This window comes from Stenotrophomonas sp. PvP093, from assembly GCF_017876915.1.
GTDB classification, from domain to species: Bacteria; Pseudomonadota; Gammaproteobacteria; order Xanthomonadales; family Xanthomonadaceae; genus Stenotrophomonas; species Stenotrophomonas muris.
Genome location: NZ_JAGIOX010000001.1, coordinates 398,849 through 419,825 on the forward strand (window position 1 = coordinate 398,849; position 20,977 = coordinate 419,825).

The 20,977-nt window shown below is 69.1% G+C and carries 17 protein-coding genes and 1 pseudogene; 8 read left to right on the forward strand and 10 right to left on the reverse strand.

The window, feature by feature from the left end; all coding sequences use genetic code 11:
• Nucleotides 1-80: 80 nt before the first annotated feature.
• Complete coding sequence (locus J3A72_RS01825) at nt 81-983, forward strand: LysR family transcriptional regulator (RefSeq protein ID WP_075075952.1); 903 nt, start codon at nt 81-83, stop codon at nt 981-983.
• Nucleotides 984-1,006: 23 nt separating this feature from the next.
• Here J3A72_RS01825 and J3A72_RS01830 read toward each other — a convergent pair whose 3' ends face one another.
• The 3 genes from J3A72_RS01830 to J3A72_RS01840 are packed head-to-tail and all read right to left on the reverse strand — an operon-like array spanning nt 1,007 to nt 3,057.
• Nucleotides 1,007-1,444 (reverse strand): hypothetical protein, encoded by a 438-nt coding sequence (locus tag J3A72_RS01830; protein WP_075075953.1) that lies wholly within the window; start codon nt 1,442-1,444, stop codon nt 1,007-1,009.
• Nucleotides 1,441-2,070 carry a leucine efflux protein LeuE gene (leuE, locus tag J3A72_RS01835; protein ID WP_005411716.1) on the reverse strand — a complete coding sequence of 210 codons (630 nt, stop codon included), beginning with the start codon at nt 2,068-2,070 and terminating at the stop codon, nt 1,441-1,443. The genes J3A72_RS01830 and leuE overlap by 4 nt, the downstream gene beginning before the upstream one ends.
• Nucleotides 2,071-2,085: 15 nt before the next feature.
• Nucleotides 2,086-3,057 (reverse strand): LysR family transcriptional regulator, encoded by a 972-nt coding sequence (locus J3A72_RS01840; protein WP_014648943.1) that lies wholly within the window; start codon nt 3,055-3,057, stop codon nt 2,086-2,088.
• Nucleotides 3,058-3,148: 91 nt separating this feature from the next.
• On the opposite strand from J3A72_RS01840, the gene J3A72_RS01845 reads away from it, so the two are divergent.
• Nucleotides 3,149-4,156, forward strand: a complete 1,008-nt coding sequence (locus J3A72_RS01845) for a zinc-binding alcohol dehydrogenase family protein (protein WP_014648942.1) — start codon at nt 3,149-3,151, stop codon at nt 4,154-4,156.
• A 64-nt stretch (nt 4,157-4,220) separates the two neighbouring features.
• Here the strand turns inward: J3A72_RS01845 and J3A72_RS01850 are convergent, their stop codons facing one another.
• The gene (locus J3A72_RS01850) at nt 4,221-4,826 is read right to left on the reverse strand and encodes a glutathione S-transferase N-terminal domain-containing protein (protein ID WP_075075954.1); all 606 of its coding nucleotides are present in this window, start codon (nt 4,824-4,826) and stop codon (nt 4,221-4,223) included.
• Between the two features lie 56 nt (nt 4,827-4,882).
• On the opposite strand from J3A72_RS01850, the gene rmuC reads away from it, so the two are divergent.
• The 3 genes from rmuC to J3A72_RS01865 all read left to right on the forward strand — a co-directional run bounded on the left by rmuC (nt 4,883) and on the right by J3A72_RS01865 (nt 7,574).
• Nucleotides 4,883-6,451 (forward strand): DNA recombination protein RmuC, encoded by a 1,569-nt coding sequence (rmuC, locus tag J3A72_RS01855; RefSeq protein ID WP_014648940.1) that lies wholly within the window; start codon nt 4,883-4,885, stop codon nt 6,449-6,451.
• A 61-nt stretch (nt 6,452-6,512) separates the two neighbouring features.
• Complete coding sequence (locus J3A72_RS01860) at nt 6,513-6,902, forward strand: hypothetical protein (protein ID WP_075075955.1); 390 nt, start codon at nt 6,513-6,515, stop codon at nt 6,900-6,902.
• A 126-nt stretch (nt 6,903-7,028) separates the two neighbouring features.
• Nucleotides 7,029-7,574: a glutathione peroxidase gene (locus J3A72_RS01865; protein ID WP_014648938.1), complete on the forward strand. Its 546-nt coding sequence runs from the start codon at nt 7,029-7,031 to the stop codon at nt 7,572-7,574.
• An 85-nt stretch (nt 7,575-7,659) separates the two neighbouring features.
• On the opposite strand, the gene J3A72_RS01870 is transcribed toward J3A72_RS01865, so the two are convergent.
• The 6 genes and pseudogenes from J3A72_RS01870 to J3A72_RS01895 all read right to left on the reverse strand — a co-directional run bounded on the left by J3A72_RS01870 (nt 7,660) and on the right by J3A72_RS01895 (nt 11,759).
• Complete coding sequence (locus J3A72_RS01870) at nt 7,660-8,670, reverse strand: VacJ family lipoprotein (protein WP_053494824.1); 1,011 nt, start codon at nt 8,668-8,670, stop codon at nt 7,660-7,662.
• Between the two features lies 1 nt (nt 8,671).
• Nucleotides 8,672-8,983 (reverse strand): STAS domain-containing protein, encoded by a 312-nt coding sequence (locus tag J3A72_RS01875; RefSeq protein ID WP_014648936.1) that lies wholly within the window; start codon nt 8,981-8,983, stop codon nt 8,672-8,674.
• Entirely contained in the window at nt 8,973-9,641 is a 669-nt protein-coding gene (locus J3A72_RS01880; RefSeq protein ID WP_014648935.1) for an ABC transporter substrate-binding protein, read from the reverse strand. Before J3A72_RS01880 ends, J3A72_RS01875 begins: the two co-directional genes overlap by 11 nt.
• 56 nt (nt 9,642-9,697) lie before the next feature.
• Nucleotides 9,698-10,162: pseudogene (mlaD, locus tag J3A72_RS01885) on the reverse strand (outer membrane lipid asymmetry maintenance protein MlaD); the annotation flags it as partial.
• Between the two features lie 59 nt (nt 10,163-10,221).
• Nucleotides 10,222-10,971 carry an MlaE family lipid ABC transporter permease subunit gene (locus tag J3A72_RS01890; protein WP_005414955.1) on the reverse strand — a complete coding sequence of 250 codons (750 nt, stop codon included), beginning with the start codon at nt 10,969-10,971 and terminating at the stop codon, nt 10,222-10,224.
• Nucleotides 10,971-11,759: an ATP-binding cassette domain-containing protein gene (locus J3A72_RS01895; RefSeq protein ID WP_014648934.1), complete on the reverse strand. Its 789-nt coding sequence runs from the start codon at nt 11,757-11,759 to the stop codon at nt 10,971-10,973. Before J3A72_RS01895 ends, J3A72_RS01890 begins: the two co-directional genes overlap by 1 nt.
• Nucleotides 11,760-11,948: 189 nt before the next feature.
• Here J3A72_RS01895 and recC point away from each other — a divergent pair, with 189 nt between their 5' ends.
• Genes recC through recD form a run of 3 tightly spaced genes read left to right on the forward strand, consistent with a single transcriptional unit; the run spans nt 11,949 to nt 20,844 of the window.
• Complete coding sequence (recC, locus tag J3A72_RS01900; protein WP_075075956.1) at nt 11,949-15,293, forward strand: exodeoxyribonuclease V subunit gamma; 3,345 nt, start codon at nt 11,949-11,951, stop codon at nt 15,291-15,293.
• Nucleotides 15,290-18,967, forward strand: a complete 3,678-nt coding sequence (gene recB / locus J3A72_RS01905) for an exodeoxyribonuclease V subunit beta (protein ID WP_075075957.1) — start codon at nt 15,290-15,292, stop codon at nt 18,965-18,967. The genes recC and recB overlap by 4 nt, the downstream gene beginning before the upstream one ends.
• Nucleotides 18,964-20,844, forward strand: coding sequence for an exodeoxyribonuclease V subunit alpha (recD, locus tag J3A72_RS01910; protein WP_049442554.1), 1,881 nt, complete (start codon nt 18,964-18,966; stop codon nt 20,842-20,844). The genes recB and recD overlap by 4 nt, the downstream gene beginning before the upstream one ends.
• Nucleotides 20,845-20,977: the final 133 nt, after the last annotated feature.

Consider the following 20,977-nt stretch of genomic DNA (forward strand, 5'->3'; position numbering starts at 1 on the left):
GGCGAGGGGCACAGCATCCTCCACGCCATCATGTGGATAAACTGCGTGTCACCGGACTTACCTTGAAGGCTGCCTTCACAATGGATGCATCCGTCCCGCTCACTGCTGTGGTCGCTTTCGTCCACGTGGCCGAGCACGCCAGCTTTACCCGCGCCGCCGATGCCCTGGGTGTGTCGACCTCGGCGCTGTCGCAGAGCGTGCGCGCGCTGGAAGCGCGGATGGGCGTGCGGCTGCTGCAGCGGACCACGCGGCGGGTCAACCTGACCGAGCACGGCGCGCGTTTCCTGCAGCGCGTGCGCGGCGGCCTGGACCAGATCGACCAGGCATTTGCCGAACTGGACAGCGCGCGCTCGGTGCCTGCCGGGCGGCTGCGCGTGACCCTGCCGCGCATCGTCGCCGATCACATGGTGCTGCCGCGGCTGCCCGACTTCCTTGCGCGTTACCCGCAGGTGCAGGTGGAACTGTGCGTCGACCCCGCGCTGACCGATCTGGTGGCCGAGGGCTTCGACGCCGGCATCCGCCTCGGCGAATCACTCGCACAGGGCATGATCGCGGTGCCGGTCGGGCCACCCGAGCGGCAGGTGGTGGTGGCCACGCCGGCCTATTTCGAACGCCATGGCGTGCCGCAGACCCCGCATGACCTGCAGGGCCACGCCTGCATCGTGCACCGGCTGGCCAACGGCCGGCTGATGCCCTGGGAGTTCAGCCGCGACGGCCACGACCTGGACGTGCAAGTGAGCGGGCGGCTGGTGTTCAACGATGCCGGCGTCGCCCATGGTGCCGTGCTGGCGGGTCTGGGAATGGCCCAAGGCTTCGCCTCGTTGATGGCCGACGACATCAACGCTGGGCGACTGCAGAGCGTGCTGCAGGACTGGCAGCCGCCATTCCCCGGCTTCCACCTGTACTACCCCGCGCGTGAGCAGATGGCGCCCAAGCTGCGGGTGTTCATCGACCACCTGCGCGCGGAGATGCACGACCGGTAGAAGCCAACCTTGGTTGGCATGCTTCAATCGACCACGCGCGCCGCTACGCCTCCCGGCCAATGGCAGCCATCCTCCTGCCACGCCTCGCCGTCATCGTGGAAGGTGGTGCGACGGCCATCACGGGCGCGTTCGTAGCTCAGATCCAGTACCAGCGCGCCCTGCGTGCTCAGCAGGTAGCGGCCGTTGAGGCGCCCGTCGATGCGCTCTTCCCACACGCTGTCGAACTGGTACGGGCGATCTTCGGCCAGCACCGTGGTCTCCATCGAGATCCGGTGCAGGGGCAGGCGCTCGCGCTGGCCGGCGTAACGCACGTCGGCCCGGTCGTCTTCCAGCCAGCGCCATTCCAGGTGGATGTTGTTGTTGCGACCGCCCGTCAGGCAGCGATGGTCCTGCACGGTGCCGGCAGAGGCGGCACCGGCCAGCAGCAGGGTCATGCCGAGCAGTGGCAGCCGCCCGTTCATCCGTTCAGCCCCAGGCGGATGCCGAACCCCACCAGGAACAGGCCGGCCACGCGGCGCAGCGCATCGCTGATCCGCGGGTGCTGGATCAACCGGCGGCGGGCCAGGTTGCCCACGCCGATCAGCATCGAGCAGTAGGCGATACTGACCACCAGGATGATGCCGGCCAGCGCGGCGAAGGTGGCGATGCCCTGGTGTGCCTTCGGATCGATGAACAACGGCAGGAAGGCCATGTAGAACAGGATCGCCTTCGGGTTGAGCAGGCTGACCAGGATCGCCTGCTGGAAGTAGCGGCCGGGTTGCATGCGGATCGGGCCGGCGTCGCCGCCCTCGTGCTTGGGCGTGCGCAGCAGGCTGATGCCGACCCACACCAGGTAGGCCGCGCCGAGGTACTGCACGGCGTGGAATACCAGAGGATTGGCCTTGAGCAGCGCCGCCACGCCGGCCAGCGCCAGCCACATCAGGATCTGGTCGCCGACCAGCAGGCCGGCCAGTGCGGTGTAGCCGCCGCGCACGCCGCCACGGCCGGTGGCAGTCAGCAGCGTGAAGGTACCGGGACCGGGCAGGGCGAGAAACACCAGCACGGCGACCAGAAACGTCCACAGGTCCTGGATGCCCATCCACGGCATGGCGGTGCTCTTCTGTTACGGGGGGCCGCCATTGTCGGCCAGCGCTGCGGCGGGCGACAGGGGGCCGGTGGGGCCAACCGGCATCCCGGACAGCAGCGGTTGCAGGTGCTGGCGCAGCTGCGCGTGCAGCTGCCGCACGGCGGGTGAGAACTGCTTGCGATGCGGGCACACCAGCTGCAGCGGGATGCTGCTGCCAACGCCGTCCAGCAGCACCTGCAGGCGCCCGGCCAGCACATCCTCGCGCAGGTCCAGCCAGGACTTGTAGGTGATGCCTTCGCCGGCCACGGCCCAGCGCCGCACCACGTCGGCGTCGTCGCAGACCAGCGGGCCGCGTACCGGAACCACGCTGCGGCGCCCGTCCACCTCGAACGACCAGCGATCGTAGGCGCGGCCATTGAGTTGATAGACCAGGCAGTCGTGCTCGCGCAGATCCTCCAGGCGCGTGGGCGGGCCACGCCGCTGCAGGTAGCCGGGTGAGGCGGCCAGCACGCGCCGGTTGCCTTCCAGCAGGGGCAGGGCTACGTAGTTGGCGTCATCGAAGTGGCCGATGCGGATGGCCACGTCGACCGGTTCGCGGAACACGTCGGCGACCTCGTCGGACAGGCGCAGGTGCAGGCGCAGCCGCGGGTGCGCGGCGCGGAACGCGCTCAGCCAGGGCAACAGCAGGTTGCGGCCGAAGTCCGACGGCGCCGACAGCTGCAGGATGCCGTGCAGCTCGGTGTCCTCGCCCTGCACGCGGGCCTGGCCTTCGCGCAGGGTGGCCAGCACCTCCTGCGCATACGGCAGGTAGAGCGCGCCCTCGCCGGTCAGGCGCAGGCTGCGGGTCGTGCGCACGAACAGGCGCAGGTCCAGCTCGCGCTCCAGCCGAGCCACCGCCGCAGCGACCTGCCCGGGCAGCAGGTCGGCCTCGCGGGCGGCCTGCGAGAAGCTGCCCAGCGCGGCAGTGCGGACGAACAGCTGCAGATCGTCGAAGCGGATCATCTTCATCGCCAGAGTGAAAGTGCTGCCCGATTCTGCGCCTTTCCGAGGGAGCGCGCGCGGCGCAACCTGTCGCCTCCTTCCCCACTGGACCGCTGCCATGCGCGCCATTGCCTATACCCACGCCGGCCTGCCGATCGATGATGCCCGGGCCCTGATCGACATCGAACTGGAGCTGCCGCAGCCCGGCCCCCGCGACCTGCGCGTGGCGGTACGCGCGGTGGCGGTGAACCCGGTCGACACCAAGGTCCGCCGCGGCGTGGCCACCGATGGCCCGCGCGTACTGGGCTGGGATGCGGTCGGCATCGTCGACGCGGTGGGCAGCGAGGTGACCCTGTTCCAGCCCGGCGACGCGGTCTACTACGCCGGCGTCATCGACCGCCCGGGCAGCAATGCCGAGTACCAGCTGGTGGACGAGCGCAGCGTCGGGCGCAAGCCGGCCAGCCTCGATGATGCCGCCGCCGCGGCGCTGCCATTGACTGCAATCACCGCCTGGGAGCTGCTGTTCGACCGCCTGCGCATCCCCGAGGGTGGTGGCGAGGGCCAGACCCTGCTGGTGATCGGTGCTGCCGGTGGTGTCGGTTCGATCCTGGTGCAGCTGGCGCGGAAGCTGACCAGGCTGACCGTGATCGGCACCGCCTCGCGTCCGGATACCCAGGACTGGGCATACGCAATGGGCGCGCACCACGTGATCGACCACCGCCTGCCGCTGGCCGAGGGACTGGCGCGGCTCGGCATCAGCGAAGTGCAGCATGTGGCCAGCCTGACCCACTCCGACCAGTACTACGCGCAGATCGTGGAACTGCTGGCGCCGCAGGGCCAGCTGGGGCTGATCGATGATCCTGGCCAGGTGGACGTGATGGCGCTCAAGCGCAAGGCGTTGTCACTGCACTGGGAGTCGATGTTCACCCGGCCGCTGTACCGCACCGCCGACATGCAGCGCCAGCACGACCTGCTGAACCGTGTGGCCGAGCTGATCGACACGGGCGTGCTGCAGACCACGCTGGGCGAGCACTTCGGGCGCATCGACGCGGCCAACCTGCGGCGCGCCCACGCGCTGCTGGAGAGCCACCGCGCCAAGGGCAAGATCGTGCTGGAAGGCTGGTAACGCCGGATCGTTCCCGCGCCCTTGGGGTCAGATATCTTTCCCGGGAAAGGATCTGACCCCTGCCTCAGGCCACGCCGTTGTCGACGTGGGTGGTGAAACCCGGCTGCTGTCGCAGGCGCTCGAACCACGCCGCGAGGTGTGGCAGCACGGGCTTGTTGCCGGGCGTGCTGCGCCAGCGTTGGGTCGACAGCCCGAGCACGATGTCGGCCAGAGTGAAGGTGTTGCCCGCCACGTAGCCGTCGGTAGTGGCCAGCTGTGCATCAAGGACAGCCATCAGCCGGTTCCACTGCGCCAGGCTGGCTGCGGCGCGGGCGTCATCCGGGTAATCCGGGTGCTGGCGCACGCGCGCCATGAACACGTGCCGCCAGGCACTGTTGAGGTCGCTGGCCTGCCAGTCCATCCATTGTTCGACCCGCGCACGATCCTGTGCCGCGCGGGGCAGCAGGTCATCACGGCCAGCGCGTACGGCCAGGTAGCGGCAGATGCTGTTGGATTCCCACAGCACGAAGCCGCCATCGCGCAGCACCGGCACCTGCCGGTTCGGGTTCAGTGTGGCCAGCAGGTCCGCCGGCGGCGCTGGCTCGTGGTGAAGTGGCAGGTCGAGGCCGACGCACAGCCACAGCACCTTGCGCACGTTGATGGAGGTGGGCTTTCCGTACAGAGCGAGCATTGGGGGCTTCCGGGGCAGACCGACCCAGCCTAGCGCAGCGGGGCTAAACTGATCGCATGAATATCGAAGTCCTCATGATCCTGGCAGTGGTCCTGCTGCTGGCGACCCTGGTCGCGCTGGTGCTGCTGTGGCGTCGCAGTGCTGGCGGTGCACCCTCCGACGAACTGCAGCGGCTGCTGGACAGCGAACGCGAACAGCATCGCCTCGCCCTGGTCGATGCCGGCCAGCTGCGCGGCCGCCTCGATGCGCTGAGCGCTGAACTGGAGAACGAACGGAGCCGCAGCCAGCAGCACGCACAGGCCGTCACTACGCTGACCGCCCGGGTGGAGCGCGAAGCAGCGCTGTCGGCCAGTCGCGAAGCACAGCTGGCCGAACGTGAAGCGGCCCTGGCGCAGGCGCGCGCTGCCGTTGCGGAGACCAGCAGCGAGTTGCAGCAGGCGCAGCAGCGCTACCAGCAGTTGCACGGTGAACATGCCCGCGCGGTGGCCAATCTGCAGCACTCCGAACGGGCCAGTGCCGAACTGCGCAGCTATCTTGATACCGCCAAGGAAAAGCTGTCGGGCGCCTTCGCCGAACTGGCGGGCAAGGTGTTCGACGAACGCGGACAGCAGTTCGAGAAGAACGTGCGGCAGGCGACAGTGCAGTCACGCGCGGACATCGAGGGGCTGCTCAAGCCGTTCGCCGACAAGCTGGGCGATTTCCGCACCCGCGTCGATACGCTGTATGGCGAGGAAGCGCGGCAACGCGCCAGCCTGCTGGGTGCGGTGGGCGAACTGAAGACGCTCAACCAGGACATGGCGGCGCAGGCATCGGCGCTGACGAATGCGCTGAAGGGCAATGCCAAGGTCCGCGGCGACTGGGGCGAGCTGATGCTCGACAACGTACTGCGCGGATCGGGGCTGGAAGAGGGCGTGCACTACCAGCGTCAGAAGCATGCCGTGGATGACGAAGGTGCGCGCCTGCGACCGGACGTGGTGGTGCAGTTCCCCGACGAACGCAGCGTGGTGATCGACAGCAAGGTGAACCTGATCGCCTGGCAGGAAGCCATGAATGCCACTACCCCGGAGCAGTCGGAAGACGCGTTGCGCAGGCACGCGGTTGCGCTGCGCCAGCACGTTAAGGACCTGGGCGAGAAGAATTATCCGAAGGCGTTGGGCAGCGAGACGCTGGACATCACCATCGCCTTCGTTCCCATCGAGGGTGCCTTGTCAGCCGCACTGGGCGCCGATGGCAGCCTGCAGGCGTTCGCCTTCGACAACCGCGTGGTGTTCGCCTCGCCCAACACCCTGATGGCGCTGCTGCGCGTGGCCGAGCGCCTGTGGACGCGCGACAAGGTGCAGAAGCAGGCGCTGAAGATCAGCGAGGCCGGCGGTCTGGTGCTGGACGCCCTGACCGGGTTCCTGCAGGACTTCACCGCCATGGGCAAGAAGCTGGACGATGCCGGCAAGGCCTACGCCGATGCGCGCAATCGCCTGATCGATTCGCCGCAGTCGGCCATCAGCCGCGCCCGTCGGCTTGCCGAACTGGGCAGCAAGGCCAAGCGCGCGCTGCCCCCGGAGCTGACCCCGGACCCGATGCAGCAGCTGGGCGCGCCGGAGGACGACGAGGACGGCAATGCGGGTTGACACGTCCCGTGCACCTGCGCCTGGCTATGCTGGGCACCCTGAGTCCGTGGCGGGTATCGACATGCGCTTGCGCTCCTGTGCCGTTCTTGTCCTGGCAGCGTTGCTGGCTGCATGCAGCAGCACGCCCCCGGTCGCCGACACGACTGCGGCCGCTCCTGCGCCGGAAGCCAGCGAGGCCTACCGCGAAGCACGTGACGTCGACTGCCAGGCCGCTGGCGGCACGCTGCAGCGGCTCGGCCGCCTGCAGCGCGAGCAGTGCGTGATTCCCTATGCCGACGCCGGCAAGGCCTGCAGCCGCAAGAGCGACTGCACGGGCCAGTGCCTGGCCGGAGCCGAGGTGGCCGCCGGCAGTGCCGCCACCGGTACCTGCCAGCGTGATGTGCGCCAGAACTTCGGGTGCCGCCAGCGCATCGATGATGGCAAGGCGCAGGGCACGATCTGCGTGGACTGAATCCTGCCTGTAGAGCCGAGCCCACGCTCGGCTGCCATGCCATCAGCCGAGCATGGGCTCGGCTCTACAACAGCGCGCGCGGCGCTATGCTGGTGGGCCATTCCCCGCCGTAGCCGGAGCCCCCGCGTGAGCACCCCGATCCAGGACATTCCCCTCACCACCATCGACGGCCAGCCGTCCTCGCTTGCCGACTACCAGGGCAAGGTGCTGCTGCTGGTCAACGTCGCCTCCAAGTGCGGCCTGACCCCGCAGTACGAAGGCCTGCAGGCGCTGTATGCGGAAAAGCACGCGCAGGGCCTGGAAGTGCTGGGCTTCCCCGCCAACAACTTCCTTGGCCAGGAGCCGGGCAGCGAGGCCGAGATCCAGCAGTTCTGCCAGCTCACCTACGATGTCAGTTTCCCGATGTTCTCCAAGATCAGCGTGGCTGGCGAGGACACCCACCCGCTGTACCAGCAGCTGACCGCCGCGCAGCCGCAGTCGATCGGCGAAGGCCCGCTGCGTGAGCGCCTGGCCAGCAAGGAGATCCCGATCCATCCGGCACCGGCGGTGCTGTGGAACTTCGAGAAGTTCCTGGTCGGCCGTGATGGCAAGGTCGTCGCACGCTTTGCCCCGGACGTGGCCGCCGATGACGCGCGCCTGCGCGAGGCCATCGAGGCCGCGCTGGCGGCCTGAGCACGGCGTGCCAACCCAGGGTTGGCACCCACCGGAAAAGAAAAACCCCGCCGAGGCGGGGTTTTTCATGCACCGTCGCGCGGCCTCAGTGGGTCCACTGCGGCATCGGCATCGCATCGACCGGGATCGGCGAATTGGCATCGTCATGGCCGCGGTCGCGCTTGCTGCGCAGATCGTTCTCGATCTGGTAGTTGCGGCGCTGCATCCAGGCATCGCGGACCAGGGCGTATTCGTCCACTGCGGTGTCGCGCAGATCGTCGATCGCCAGCAGCTGTGCGCGGGTGTCGACCAGCTGCAGGCCCTGCAGGCCGATGCGGATCTTGTCTTCCTCGACGCGCCGGATCGGCGACAACGGGATGTCACCGGCCAGGCCGAACACGTCGCGTACGGTACGCGGGCCGAAGAACGGCAGTTCCACGTAGCGCGAACGACGCCAGCCCCAGGCACCCAGGGTCTGGCCGAAGTCTTCATTGCGACGCGGCACCATCGCCTTGCTGGCTGGATCGAACAGGCCACCGATGCCCAGCGTGCTGTTCATCAGGAAGCGGCCGAGGCTGTCCCACGCATCGGCACCACGGCCCTGCAGCAACTGGTTGGTGATGGTCACCGGCGCACGCAGGTTGCTGAAGAAGTTGCTGACGCCGGTGCGCGCGAAGCGCGGCACCACATGGGTATAGGCGGTGGCCAGCGGGCGCGCCACGCCGCGGTCGACCGCATTGTTGAAGGTGTGCACCTTGCGGTTGAACGGTTCCCACGGATCGTAGGCCGCCGCGTTGCCGGTGTTGCCGGTACCACCATAGAGGGCGTCGAAATCATCGTCGCCGGCGGCGGCGGTGGACGCTGCGGCCTTCGGTGGCCTGGCCTCTGCGCCCTGCGGCGCAGCCGTCGGCGCTGAAGCGGTGGGCGCGGCAGGGTTGGCCACGGAGGCGACCGGAGCAGCGTCGACCCCGCCGGTATCGGCCGTTGCGGCCGGAGCAGCAGGGCCGGGCGCAACCACGGTGCTGGCGACCGGTGCATCGCTGCGCGCGGGCTTGCCGGCACAGGCGGTCAGGGCGGTGGCCAGGAGGATCAGGGGGAAAGTGCGTACGACGTTCATGTCAGCTCGCAGCAGAAGTAGCGTTGAAATCCAGGTCGGGCGACAGCCGGTAGGCTGCGCTCAGCTCGTTGAAGCCGGCGGGCGCGCCGGAAATGGCTAGCGCATGGCCCGCCTTGCGTGCACGGGCCGCCAGCTCGGCCAGCAGCGCCAGGCCGGCGCTGTCCACGCGCTCGACCTCACCCAGCTCCAGCCGCGCCAGCTTGGCCGGCAGGGCCTGCAGCTGCGGCCACAGTGCGATCACCGCGGCACGGTCAAGCACCCCGCGCAGGCGCAGGGTGTCGCCTTCCAGCAGCGCAAGTGCGTTACTTGCCATTGCCCGCGGGCCCGGCCTGCATGCTGCCGCTGTGCAGCTCGCTGGCCACCTGCTTGATGCCCTTCTGGCGCAGCGGGGTATCGAACTGGTTGCGGAAGGTCTGCACGTAGGAGATGCCTTCGATGTTGACGTCGAAGATCTTCCACTGGCCGTTCACGTTGCGCATCCAGTATTCGACCGGGGTCGGTTCGTTGCCGGCGCGCACCAGTTCGGTGCTCACGCGCACACCACGGTTGCCCGGCAGCGGGCTTTCACCCTTCAGGCGGAAGCTCGGCTTGCCCTGGATGTTGAGCAGGGTCGAACCGTAGCGCTGCATCAGGCTGTCGGCCATGGCATCGGCGAACAGCTTGATGTCGGCATCCGAGGCGCCGCGGGCATGCGGGCCCAGCACCAGGCGCGCGGCATAGTCGCGATCGAAGGTGCGGTTCAGTTCGCTGTCGATGTAGCTGCGCAGGCTGGCCGGGTTGCTGCTGAACTCGCTGCGGCGCTGCTGCAGGGTGGTGAGGATGCGCGTGCTGGCATCGATCACCACCTTGCCGGCCTGGCCCTGCGCCGCGGCAGCGGCGGGGGCGGGAGCGGTGGCCTGGGCCTGGGCGAGGAATGGAGTAGCCGCCAGCAGCGCCGAGGCGAGCAGGGCCGGGATCAGTTTCATCTTCATGGTTGCGGTTCCGTTGCAGGCGCCTGCGCGCCATCGTTGGGCTTCTGGCCTGCGCCACCACCGGCGCCGCCACTGAACATGTACTTGCCGACCAGCTGGATCAGGTCCACCGCCGGCTGGGTGAAGACGATCTCGTCACCGGCCTTGAGCACGTCCGGGTCACCGCCCGGCTGCAGACCGATATAGCTCTCGCCGAGCAAACCACTGGTGAAGATGCCGGCCGAGGTGTCCGCCGGCAGGTCCTTGACCTTGCTGTCCATGCGCAGGGTCACGATGGATTCGAACTTCACCGGATCCAGGTCGATCGAGGCGACCTGGCCGACGGTGACGCCGCCGATCTTCACCGGCGCCTGCTTGCGCAGCTGGCCGACCTGGGAGAAACGCGCCTTCAGCTCGTAGCCCTGGCTGCCCCAGCTCCAGCGCTGGTTGGTCGAGGCCACGGCCAGCACCATCAGCGAGGCCAGGGCCAGCAGCAGGAAGGCGCCGACGGAGAATTCGAGTCTGGGACCGCGGATGGCCATGTGGATTACCTGATCGAGTCGTGGTGGCCGCGCGCGCCTGCGCACCGCCGGTGGAGGGGTTAGGTGAACAACATTGCCGACAGCACGAAGTTGAACATCAGTACCAGCAGCGAGGCGTTGACCACCGCACGGGTGGTCGCCACCGAGGTGCCCTCGATGGTCGGCTCGGCGTGGAAACCAACGTAGGCGGCGACCAGCGCGGCGGTGCCGCCGAAGATCGCCGACTTCAGCATCGCCACGCCGAAGTCATCCCAGAAATCGACGCTGTTGCGCAGCGCCGACCAGAACACGCCATTGTCCAGGCCCAGCACGTGTACCGCTTCGAAGTAGCTGGCACTGATCGCCAGCGAACAGAAGATGCCGGTCAGCAGGGGCACGGTCAGCACCGCCGCCCAGAAGCGCGGCGCCACGGCCTTGGCCACCGGGTCGATCGCCATCAGCTCCAGTGCCTTGATCTGGTCGGTGGCGCGCATCAGGCCCAGTTCGGCGGCGATCGAGCTGCCGGCGCGGCCGATGAACAGCAGCGCGGTCAGCACCGGTGCCAGTTCGCGGTACAGCGACAGGCCGAGCAGGGTCGACAGCGCGTCGGCCGCACCGAAGGTGGTCAGCGTGCGGTAGCCCTGCAGCGTCAGCACCAGGCCGACGAAGGCGCCACCGACGGCGATGATCGGCAGCGAGCGCGCGCCGATCTTGTAGATCTCGCGGGTCAGTTCGGCCAGGAAATCACGGGTCGGCAGCGAACCACGCAGCACGGTCAGCGAGAACAGGCCGGCGCGGCCGAGCGAGCGGGTGGCTTGGACGAACGGCATCAGGCGACCCTCGCGCGCGGTGCGGCATCGAACGGGATGGGGCCATCAGGCTGGCCGTGCAGGAACTGCCGCAGCAACGGGTCCTGGCTGGACTGCAGCGCCTCGGGCGTGCCCTGGAACACGATGCCGCCATTGGCGATGGCGATCACCTGGTCGCAGATCGGCAGGGTCTCGTGCACGTGGTGGCTGACGATGATGCTGGTCAGGCCCAGGCTGTGGTTGAGGCGCTGGATCAGGCTCATGATCACGCCAGAGGCGATCGGGTCCAGCCCGGTCAGTGGCTCGTCGTAGATCATCAGCGGCGGGTCCAGCGCCAGCGCGCGGGCCAGTGCGACGCGGCGCGCCATGCCACCGGACAGCTCGCGCGGCCAGGCATCGGCAGCGGCCAGCAGGCCCACCGCATGCAGCTTCATTTCCACAAGGCGGCGCAGCACGGCGGTCGGCAGGCGGGTATGCGTGCGCAGCGGCAGCGCGACGTTTTCGGCCACAGTGAGGTCGGTCAGCAGGCCGTTGCCCTGCAGCAGTACCCCCACACTCTTGCGCATTTCCAGCAGCGCGCCGCTGTCCTGCGGAATCGGCTTGCCGAACAGGGTGACCTCGCCAGCCACCGGGCGCAGTTCGCCGGTCAGTGCCGCCAGCAGGGTCGACTTGCCGCTGCCGGACGGACCCAGCACGGCCGTGATGCTGCCTTTGGGCACCTGCAGCGACACGTCGCGCAGGATCGTGCGCCCGCTCCGGTCGATGCGGACGTTGGATAACTGCACCAGACTGGAGGTGGAAGCCGACATGGGCACCATTAACGTTTTTTAGACATCGAAGGATCGGGCCCGTCGGCTGAACATAAGCAGACTGGACGGTCCAGTATTGTGGCACGGCAAGATCCCTGCCAGGCCGGGATAATCGGCCGGCAGCCCGGAACAATCCGTACCGGCGATGGGCCGGCCATTGAATACTGCCTGCCGTGCTGCACACTGTGCATGATGAGTGACCCGGGCAGCGATTTCCGCCTCTACCATTCCAACTCCCTGGACGTGCTGGCCGCGCTGCTGGCGCGCAACGTGCGTGCGCCGGTTGCGGGTCAGCCGCTGCTGGCGCCGGAGGTGGTGCTGATTCCGCAGGTGGCGATGCGGCGTTGGCTGCAAGCAACACTCGCTGCCGAATATGGCGTGGCCGCCAATCTTGAGTTCCTGACCCCGGGCGAGTTCGTTGCCCGTGCACTCAACGCCAATGTGCCCGGCGAACGCGACGACCTGGACGCGGCCGGCCTGCACTGGAAGGTGTACCAGGCACTGCGCGACCCGGCGTTGCTGGCGCAGCCACCGATGCGCGCGCTGCAGTCCTATCTTGCCGGTAGCGATGCATTGAAGCCGTGGGCGTTGGCCGGTGAACTGGCGTCGGTGTTCGAGAAGTACCAGGCCTGGCGCCGCGACTGGCTGCTGCGCTGGGAGGCCGGCGCCGACCCGGCCGACCCGCAGGCCATCCTCTGGCGCAGCATCGCCGCTGGCCACGACTACCGCGCGCGCCGCATCCAGGCTTACCTGGACCGCTTCGAGGGCGCCGGCCAGCCGTTGCCGCAGGGCCTGCCACCACGCATGTCCGCGTTCGCGACGCTCAACATCTCGCCCGATGTGCTGCGGGTGATGGCCACCCAGGCGCGGGTGGGCGAGCTGCACTTCTATATGCCCACGCCGGTGCAGTCGTACTGGGGTGACCTGCAGACGCTGGCCGAGCGCCTGCGCAGCGGCGCGCCCGATCCCTTCGGTGAAGCGGCCGGTGAGAACCGCCTGCTGGAAGCCTGGGGCGCGGCCGGGCGCGATTTCATGGCGGTGCTGGGCAGTTACGAGGTGGTGCACCCGGCCGGCGAGATTGCCGCGTATTCGGATCCGGAGGACGACACCCGGCCGACGCTGGCCGAAGGTGGACTGTCCGACAGCCTGCTGCATCGCCTGCAGCGCGATCTGTTCCACCGCCGTGCGCTGCCCTCGGGCGAGCTGCGCGACGGGCTGCGCAGCGACGATCCCAGCCTGCAGGTGCATGCCTGCCATACCCGCCTGCGCGAACTGCAGGTGCTGCACGACCAGCTGCGCAGCCTGCTGCAGGACCCGCGCTTCGACCCGCCGCTGCAGGCGCGGGAGATCGCCGTGCTTGCACCGGACATCGACCCCTATGTGCCGTATCTGGAAGCCGTGTTCGGCGGCCGTGGGGGCGAGGACGAGCACATTCCCTATGCGCTGGCCGACAGCAGTCCGCTCGCCGGCGAGCCACTGGCCGACGTGTTCGTGCACCTGCTGGGCCTGCCGGTCTCGCGTTTCGGCCTGAACGAAGTGCTGGACCTGCTGGCCAGCGCGCCGCTGGCCGAAGCGGCCGGGCTGGAGGCGGTGGACTTTGATCGCCTGCATGGCTGGCTGCAGCAGGCTGGCGCACGCTGGGGCCTGGATGCGAAGCACCGCAACCAGCACCAGGCCCCGGCCGACGACGCCTACACCTGGCAGTTCGCGCTGGATCGCCTGGTGCTCGGTCATGCCACCGGCAGCGAGGCCGACCTGGCCGGTGTTGCCCCGTGGATCGAGCTGGAGGGCGGCGCATTGGACGCCCTGGACCGGCTGCTGCGCCTGTTGCGCGTGTTGGCGGTCTACCAGCGCCGCCTCGGCGAACTGCTGACGCCGGCGCAGTGGCGGCAACGCCTGCTGTCGCTGCTGGACGCGCTGCTGCCGACTGCGCCCAGTTCGCCCAACAGCCAGCGTGCCCTGGAGCGCCTGCGCAAGCTGCTCAACCAGTTCGCCGATGATGCCGCCAAGGCCGGCTTCACGGACGGGGTGCCGCCGGAGGTCGTGCGCGCGCACTTCGCCGGAGCACTGGGCGAGGCCGATACGCGCGCGCCGCTGCTGACCGGTGGCATCAGCTTTGGCCGCATGGTGCCGATGCGCCTGCTGCCGTTCCGGGTGATCTGCGTGCTCGGTCTCAATGATGGCGATTTCCCGCGCCGTGACCCGGCTGCCGGTCTCAACCAGCTTACTGCCGAGCTGGACACGCCGCGCCGCCGGCCCGGCGACCGCTCCACCCGCGAAGACGACCGCTTCCTGTTCCTGCAGCTGTTCGCCGCCGCGCAGGAGGTGTTCTACCTGAGCTACCTCGGTGCCGATCCGCGCGATGGCAGCGCGCGTGAGCCATCGGTGCTGGTCAGTGAACTGATCGATGCCGCCGCTGCGTATCACCTCGATCCGCCTGCGGCGGTCCGCGACTTCACCGTGCGCCACGCATTGCAGCCGTTCTCCCCGGCGGCGTTCGGTGACGGTGATCCACGCCGCTTCAGCTATCGCCGCCAATGGCATCCGGCCGCCGGTCGCCTCACCGGCGCGCGCGGAGGCCTGCAGCCGTGGTTCGATGCCGCGTTGCCGCCGCTCGACGATGCGGTGGAAGACGACGTTGCACTCGATACCCTGCGCCGCTTCCTGTGCGATCCGGCCGGGCAGTTCCTGGCGCAGTCGCTGGGCCTGCGCCTGGCCGACGATGTCGAGGAGGTCGATGACCTGGAACCGCTGGTGCTGTCCTCGCGCGGGCCGGAAAAGCGCAGCGTGCAGGCGGCGGTGGTACGCGCCACGCTCAGTGGCGATACCGAGCCGTTGTATCCGCGGCTGCGCGCGCGTGGCCTGCTGCCGTCGGGCCCCCTGGGCGAGCGCCAGTTCGAGGTGGAGCAGTTGAAGACCCGCCCGTATGCCAGTGCATTGCTGGGCTGGATGCGGGGCGAGCCGCTGGAAAGCCGCCGCTATGAAGTGGAGATCGATGGCGTGCGCCTGCATGGCCGTGTGGCCGATCGACACCCCGACGGGCTGGTGCGCCTGCGCGCTGGCACCCTCAATGGCACTGCGGTGATCCGCCAGGGCCTGGATTGGCTGCTGGCCAACGCTGCCGGCGATGCCCTGCCGCTGGTGCAGTTCCATGATGGCGGGGACGCCGGTCCCGGCCCGCATGTACTACCGGCACTGAGCGCTCCTGCTGCACGCGCGGCATTGCGCGCATTGCTGCAGTTGCGCCAACGCGGACTGCGTGAACCGCTGCGCTTTGCCCCCTACACCGGCTGGGTGCTGTACAACGCGCCGGCCGAAAAGCAGCGCAGCGAAGGCTGGAAGCAGTGGCACGGCAGCGACCGCAGTTGGGGTGAATCCAGCAGCGACGCCTGGCAGCTGCTGCTGCGCGGTGCCGATCCATTTGCCACCGACGCCGGCTATGCCGATCTGCTGCGCAACAGCCAGGTGGTCTTCAGCGCGGTGCGCGAAGGCCGCACCCTTGACGCCGATGCACGCCAGGAGGGCAGCACATGAGCACCGCCATCGTCGATGAGGACTCCCAGCGCATGGCGGGCGATCCCTATCTGGCCCTGCCGCTGGATGGTATCCGCCTGATCGAGGCCAGCGCCGGTACCGGCAAGACCTTCACCCTGGCCACGCTGTTCACCCGCCTGGTGGTGGAGCAGGGCCTGCGCATCGGCCAGATCCTGGCGGTGACCTTCACCGATGCCGCCACCCAGGAACTGCGCAAGCGCATCCGCGAGCGCCTGTCGCTGGCCGCGCGCCTGGTCGATCTGGAACCGGCCGAGGGCGAAGCACCGGACACGAGGCTGACCCGCCAGGTGCTGCAGCGCCATCTGCAGGGGGGCACCGAGAGCGCCGCCGCACTGAAGCGCCGCCTGCAGGTGGCCGCCGATGAGATCGACCTGGCGTCGATCTTCACCATCCACGGCTTCTGCACCCGCGTGCTGCGCGAGCATGCGCTGGAGAGCGGCCATACCTTCGATCCGCCGGAACTACTGGCCAGCGACCGTGAGCTGTTGGAGGAACTGGCGGCCGATCTGTGGCGGGTGCATGCCAACGACGCGGCCACGCTGGAGCCGCTGACCTGGCTGTGGTCCAACCCGGACGCGCTGGCCACCGATCTGCGCGCGTTGCTGGCTGCGCCGCCTCTGCACCCGTTGCCGCGGCCGGTGGCGCTGGCCGATCCACAGCCGGCTTTGCAGGCCGCCGCCACCGAACTGCAGCAGGCGCTGCGCGGGCATGGCGAGCAGTTCTTCATCGACCTCTGCGATGCCGTCGACAACAAGTGGATCAACGGGGTGTCCTACAAGCTGGGTTGGCTGCACTCGCTGGGCCGGCAGCTGCTGGCCTGGGCCGAGCGCGGCGACCCGCGCGAGCTGCTGGCCAGCGAGCGCCTGCCGGCACTGCTGCCGGAGGTGCTGGCCGACAAGACCAACAAGAAGTTCCCCGACCGCACGCCGTCGTCGCCAGTGCAGGTGCCATTGGCGCGCTATGTCGCGCTGCTGGCCGAACGCGATGCCTGGCTGCGTGGTACCGCGCTGAATTTCCTGCACGCGCTTCGCGCCGAAGCCATGCAGCGCCTGCAGGCGCTGAAGCGCACGCGCCGGGTGCAGACCTACGACGATCTGATCGATGGCGTGGCACTGGCCCTGGAAGGCCCGCAGCGGCTGCCGCTGGTAAGGCAGCTGCGCGCGCAGTACCGCATCGCGCTGGTCGATGAGTTCCAGGACACCGATGATCGCCAGTGGAACATCTTCCACACCGTGTTCGGCGATTCGCCGGAGGTGCGCGAACTCGGCCTGGCACCGGCGCTGTTCCTGATCGGCGATCCCAAGCAGGCGATCTACGGGTTCCGCGGCGGCGACATCCACACCTACCTGAAGGCCAAGCAGGTGGCGCAGCAGGCGCCGGTGCTGGACCAGAACTTCCGCTCGCGACCGTCAGTGCTGCGCGCGTTGCAGGCGCTGTACGACAACGGGGGTGAGGACGCCTTCCTCGAGCCTGACATCCAGTTCGAGCGGGTGCGTCCCGGTGGCGTGCGCACCGATGAGGACTATCTGCACGACGGCCACGCCGCCAAGGCACTCACCCTGCGCGTGCTGCGCAGCGGGGGTGACAAGGCGATGAGTGCCGATGCCTCGCGTGAGGCAGCGACCCAGGCCTGCGTCGCTGCGATCCACCAGGCCCTGGTCGAGGCGCGTGCGGGCAAAGCGGTGTTGCGTGGGCGCCCGGTGCAGCCTGGTGATATCGCGGTGCTGGTGCGCTCGCATCGCGAGGCCACGCTGGTGCAGCGCGCGCTGGCTGCGGTTGGCATACCCGCAGTGGCGGCGGGCAAGCAGAGCCTGTTCGCCACCAGTGAGGCACGTGATCTGCGCGCGTTGCTGCTGGCGCTGCTGCAACCGGCAGACGAAGGCCGCCTGCGTGCAGCGCTGGCCACGGTGTTGCTGGGCCAGCGGGCCAGTGCGATCGCGGCGATGGAGCGCGAGGGCGACCTGCAGCGCGGGTTCCAGGCGCAGCTGCTGCACTGGCGCGAGCGCTGGCAGCGCGGTGGTCCGTTCGCGGTGATCGCCGATGTCTGTGCCGCGCACGGCGAACGCCTGCTGGCGCTGATCGACGGCGAGCGCCGCCTGACCAACTACCTGCAACTGGGCGAACTGCTGCAGGAAGCCTCGGCGCAGGCGCTGGGCATGCATGGCCTGCTGGACTGGCTGCAGGGGCAGATGGCCAGCGCCGACCAGGATGACGAGCAGCAGTTGCTGCGCCTGGAATCGGATGCACGCCGCGTGCAGATCATCACCCTGCACAAGAGCAAGGGCCTGGAGTATCCGCTGGTGTTCCTGCCCTTCGTCGGCATCGACGGCGGCGCACCGAACACCGCCTCGCACTGCACCGTGCACGTCGATGGCCAGCGCCAGCTGCACTGGAAGCTGGACAGGGACGAGGCCTGGGAAGCGGCCAGCACACAGCGCGAGCGTGAGCAGCGGGCCGAGGATGCGCGCCTGCTGTATGTGGGACTGACCCGCGCCGAGCATGCGCTGTGGATCGCCGTGGGTGATCTGGCCGGGCTTGGCAAGACGCGCCTGGCGCCGCTGCTGGGCGACCTGCAGGCGCTGCGCGCGCACGGCGACGTGCACATCGATGACAGTGAGACAGTGGCCGCGCTGCCGCAGCTGGCGGCCGAAGTGGAAGGGGATCTTCCGGCAGTGCGTGCACTGACCCGGCGCGTGCCGCACGACTGGTGGGTATACAGCTTCACCCAGCTGGCGCATGCCGACGCGGGCGCTGGCAGTGATATTGAAGCCGCCGCCACCGAGCTGCCGGCGCCCGCCGCCGACGAACCCGCGGGCCCGGAACTGCCGCTGGAGCCCGCGCTGCCGGAACCCGCCGCCGTCGAAGACAGCCCGCCGGTCGACCCGCGCTTCATGGGCAGCCGCTTCGGCAACGTGCTGCACGAGGCGATGGAGAACGTCGACTTCGCTGCGTGGGGGGGCTGGCAGCCGGGCCTGGAAGCGCCCGAGGGCCAGGCCGAGGTGCTGCGCAAGGCGCTGCACGATGAAGGCTATGCCGACGTCGACCTGGACGATGGCGTGGCGGTGCTGGTGCCGTTGGTCGGCCACACGCTCACCGTGCCACTGCCCGAGGGCGGTGCGCTGCACAGCCTGGGCGAAGGCGAGCGGCGCGCGGAAATCGACTTCCATTTCGCCATCGAACCGACCACGGTACCGGCGCTGTTGCAGCTGCTGCATGCACATGGGGTTTCCAGTGCGCGTCGCGGCTTCGGCCAGCGCCGCCGCCTGGAAGGGCTGATGACCGGCATGATCGACCTGACCTACGTGCGCGACGGGCGCTGGTACGTGCTCGACTACAAATCCAACCGGCTGCCCGGCTACAGTCCGGACCTGCTGGCCATTGCCATGCGCCACAGCGAGTACGACCTGCAGGCGCTGATCTATACCGTGGCCCTGCATCGCTGGCTGCGCTTCCGTCTGGGCGCGGCCTACGATTACGAGCGCGACATGGGGGGCATCCGCTACCTGTTCTGCCGCGGCCTGGATGCTGCCGGCAACGGCGTGCATGTGGACCGCTTCCCGTTCGCGCTGGTGGATGCACTCGACGCACTGTTCGCAGGTGGCGAACAGGCCCAGGCCGAACTGGCCGCACGTGCCCGTGGGGCCAGCGCATGAGCCTGCTGAAGGAACTGCACCAGAAGGGCCTGCTGCGCACCCTCGATCACGCGTTGGCGACCAGCCTGCAGCGGTTGCGCGACGACACGCCGGACAGTGTGGCGCTGGCGGCCGCGCTCGCCTCGCTGGCGGTGTCGCAGGGCCACGCCGGGTTTGATCCGGCACAGCCGCAGCGGTTGCTGGACGGCGTGCCCGAGTGGCCTGCCGCGCAGGACTGGCTGGCGCAGCTGCGCGCATCGCCCTGGGTAGCGACGCCGGAGCAGGCCGATGCCATCGCCGAGGATGCGCCGCTGGTGCTGGAGAACGGCCTGCTCTACCTGCGCCGCTATCGCGAGTACGAGCGGCAGTTGGCGGCCGGGCTGCAGCGCATCGGCCGGCATCCGCTGCCGGCACCGGACATGGCCGCGCTGGCACCGTTGTTCGCGCAGCTGTTCCCGCAGGCACTGGGCAGCGAGGATCACCAGGCACGCGCCGCCGGCGTGACCCTGCGCCATCCGCTGGCGCTGGTCACCGGCGGTCCCGGCACCGGCAAGACCACCACCATCGCGCGGCTGTTGCTGCTGCTGGCCGCACAGGCCCGGCACGCTGGCCAGCCGCTGCCCGAGGTGGCGCTGGCCGCGCCCACCGGGCGCGCCGCCGAACGCATGGCCGAGAGCCTGCGGCTGGCCGTGCAGCGCCTGCAGGAGCACGGCGTGGACCCGGCGCTGTGCGCGGCACTGCCCAGTTCCGGCACCACCCTGCATCGCCTGCTCGGCGTGATCCCGGATTCGCCGCGCTTCCGCCACCACGCCGACAATCCGCTGCCGGTAGACGTGGTGGTGGTCGACGAAGCCTCGATGATCGATCTGCCGATGATGGCCAAGCTGGTCGATGCGATCGCCAGCGGCACGCGGCTGATCCTGCTCGGCGATCCCGACCAGCTGCCGTCGGTGGAGGCCGGCGACGTACTCAGTGCGATCCTGCGTGCCAGCGGTGATGGCATCGGCACCCGCGCCGATGACGCGCAGGCGCTGCGTGGATTGCTGGCGCCGTCCACGCTGCAGCCCCAGGCCGAACCGAACACCTTCGCCGGCCGCCGCGTGCAGCTGCAACGAGGGTACCGGCAGAGCGATGCACTGGTGCTGGCCCCGTTGGCAGATGCCGTGCGCGAGGGTGACGCCGTCGCCGCTTTGCAGCTGCTGCGCGGCGGTGAACTGGCAGGCGTGCATTTCAATGAAGGTGAGGCAGACCCGCTGCGCGGCCAGCGCGAGCACCTGCTGGGCCATTGGCGTGCGTTGGCCGACGCCGCCGATCCGGTGCTTGCCCTGCAGCAGGCCGGGCGACTGCGCGTGCTGACCGCGCTGCGCGAAGGCCCGCAGGGCGCGCGTGGCCTCAACAGCCGTATCGAGCAACTCCTGGCCGGCAACACCCCGGGCTACTTCCAGGGCCGCCTGCTGCTGGTGACCGAGAACAGCTACCGGCACCGCCTGTTCAACGGCGATATCGGCATCTGCCTGCGCGACCGCAGCGGCGCGATGGTGGCCTGGTTCCCCGGCGACACCGTCGAGCAGCCGCGCGCCTTCCACCCCGCAGCACTGCCCGCGCACGAAAGCGCCTTTGCGATGACCGTGCACAAGGCACAGGGCTCGGAGTTCGATGAAGTGTGGTTGCAGCTGCCACGCCAGGACAGCCGCGTGCTGTCGCGCGAACTGGTCTACACCGGCCTCACCCGCGCCCGCCAGGTGCTGCATGTGGCGGGCAGCGCAGAGGTGCTGCAGGCCGCATTGAAACGCCACGCCAGCCGGTTGGGTGGCCTGGCCTGGCGGCTGGGTGCGGAAGCGGTGGCCGAAGCACCGGCGCGCCTCGAACAGCCCACGGTGCAGGGCCAGTTGTTCTGAATCGGGGTCGGATCCCGTTCCCACCGGGAACGGGCTCTGACCCCTTCACCTGATCGCCAGGCAAAAGCAGTCGAGCATGGCTCGACTCTACAAATGCGTACTTCGATCATTCCGACGTTCATCCACGCATGGC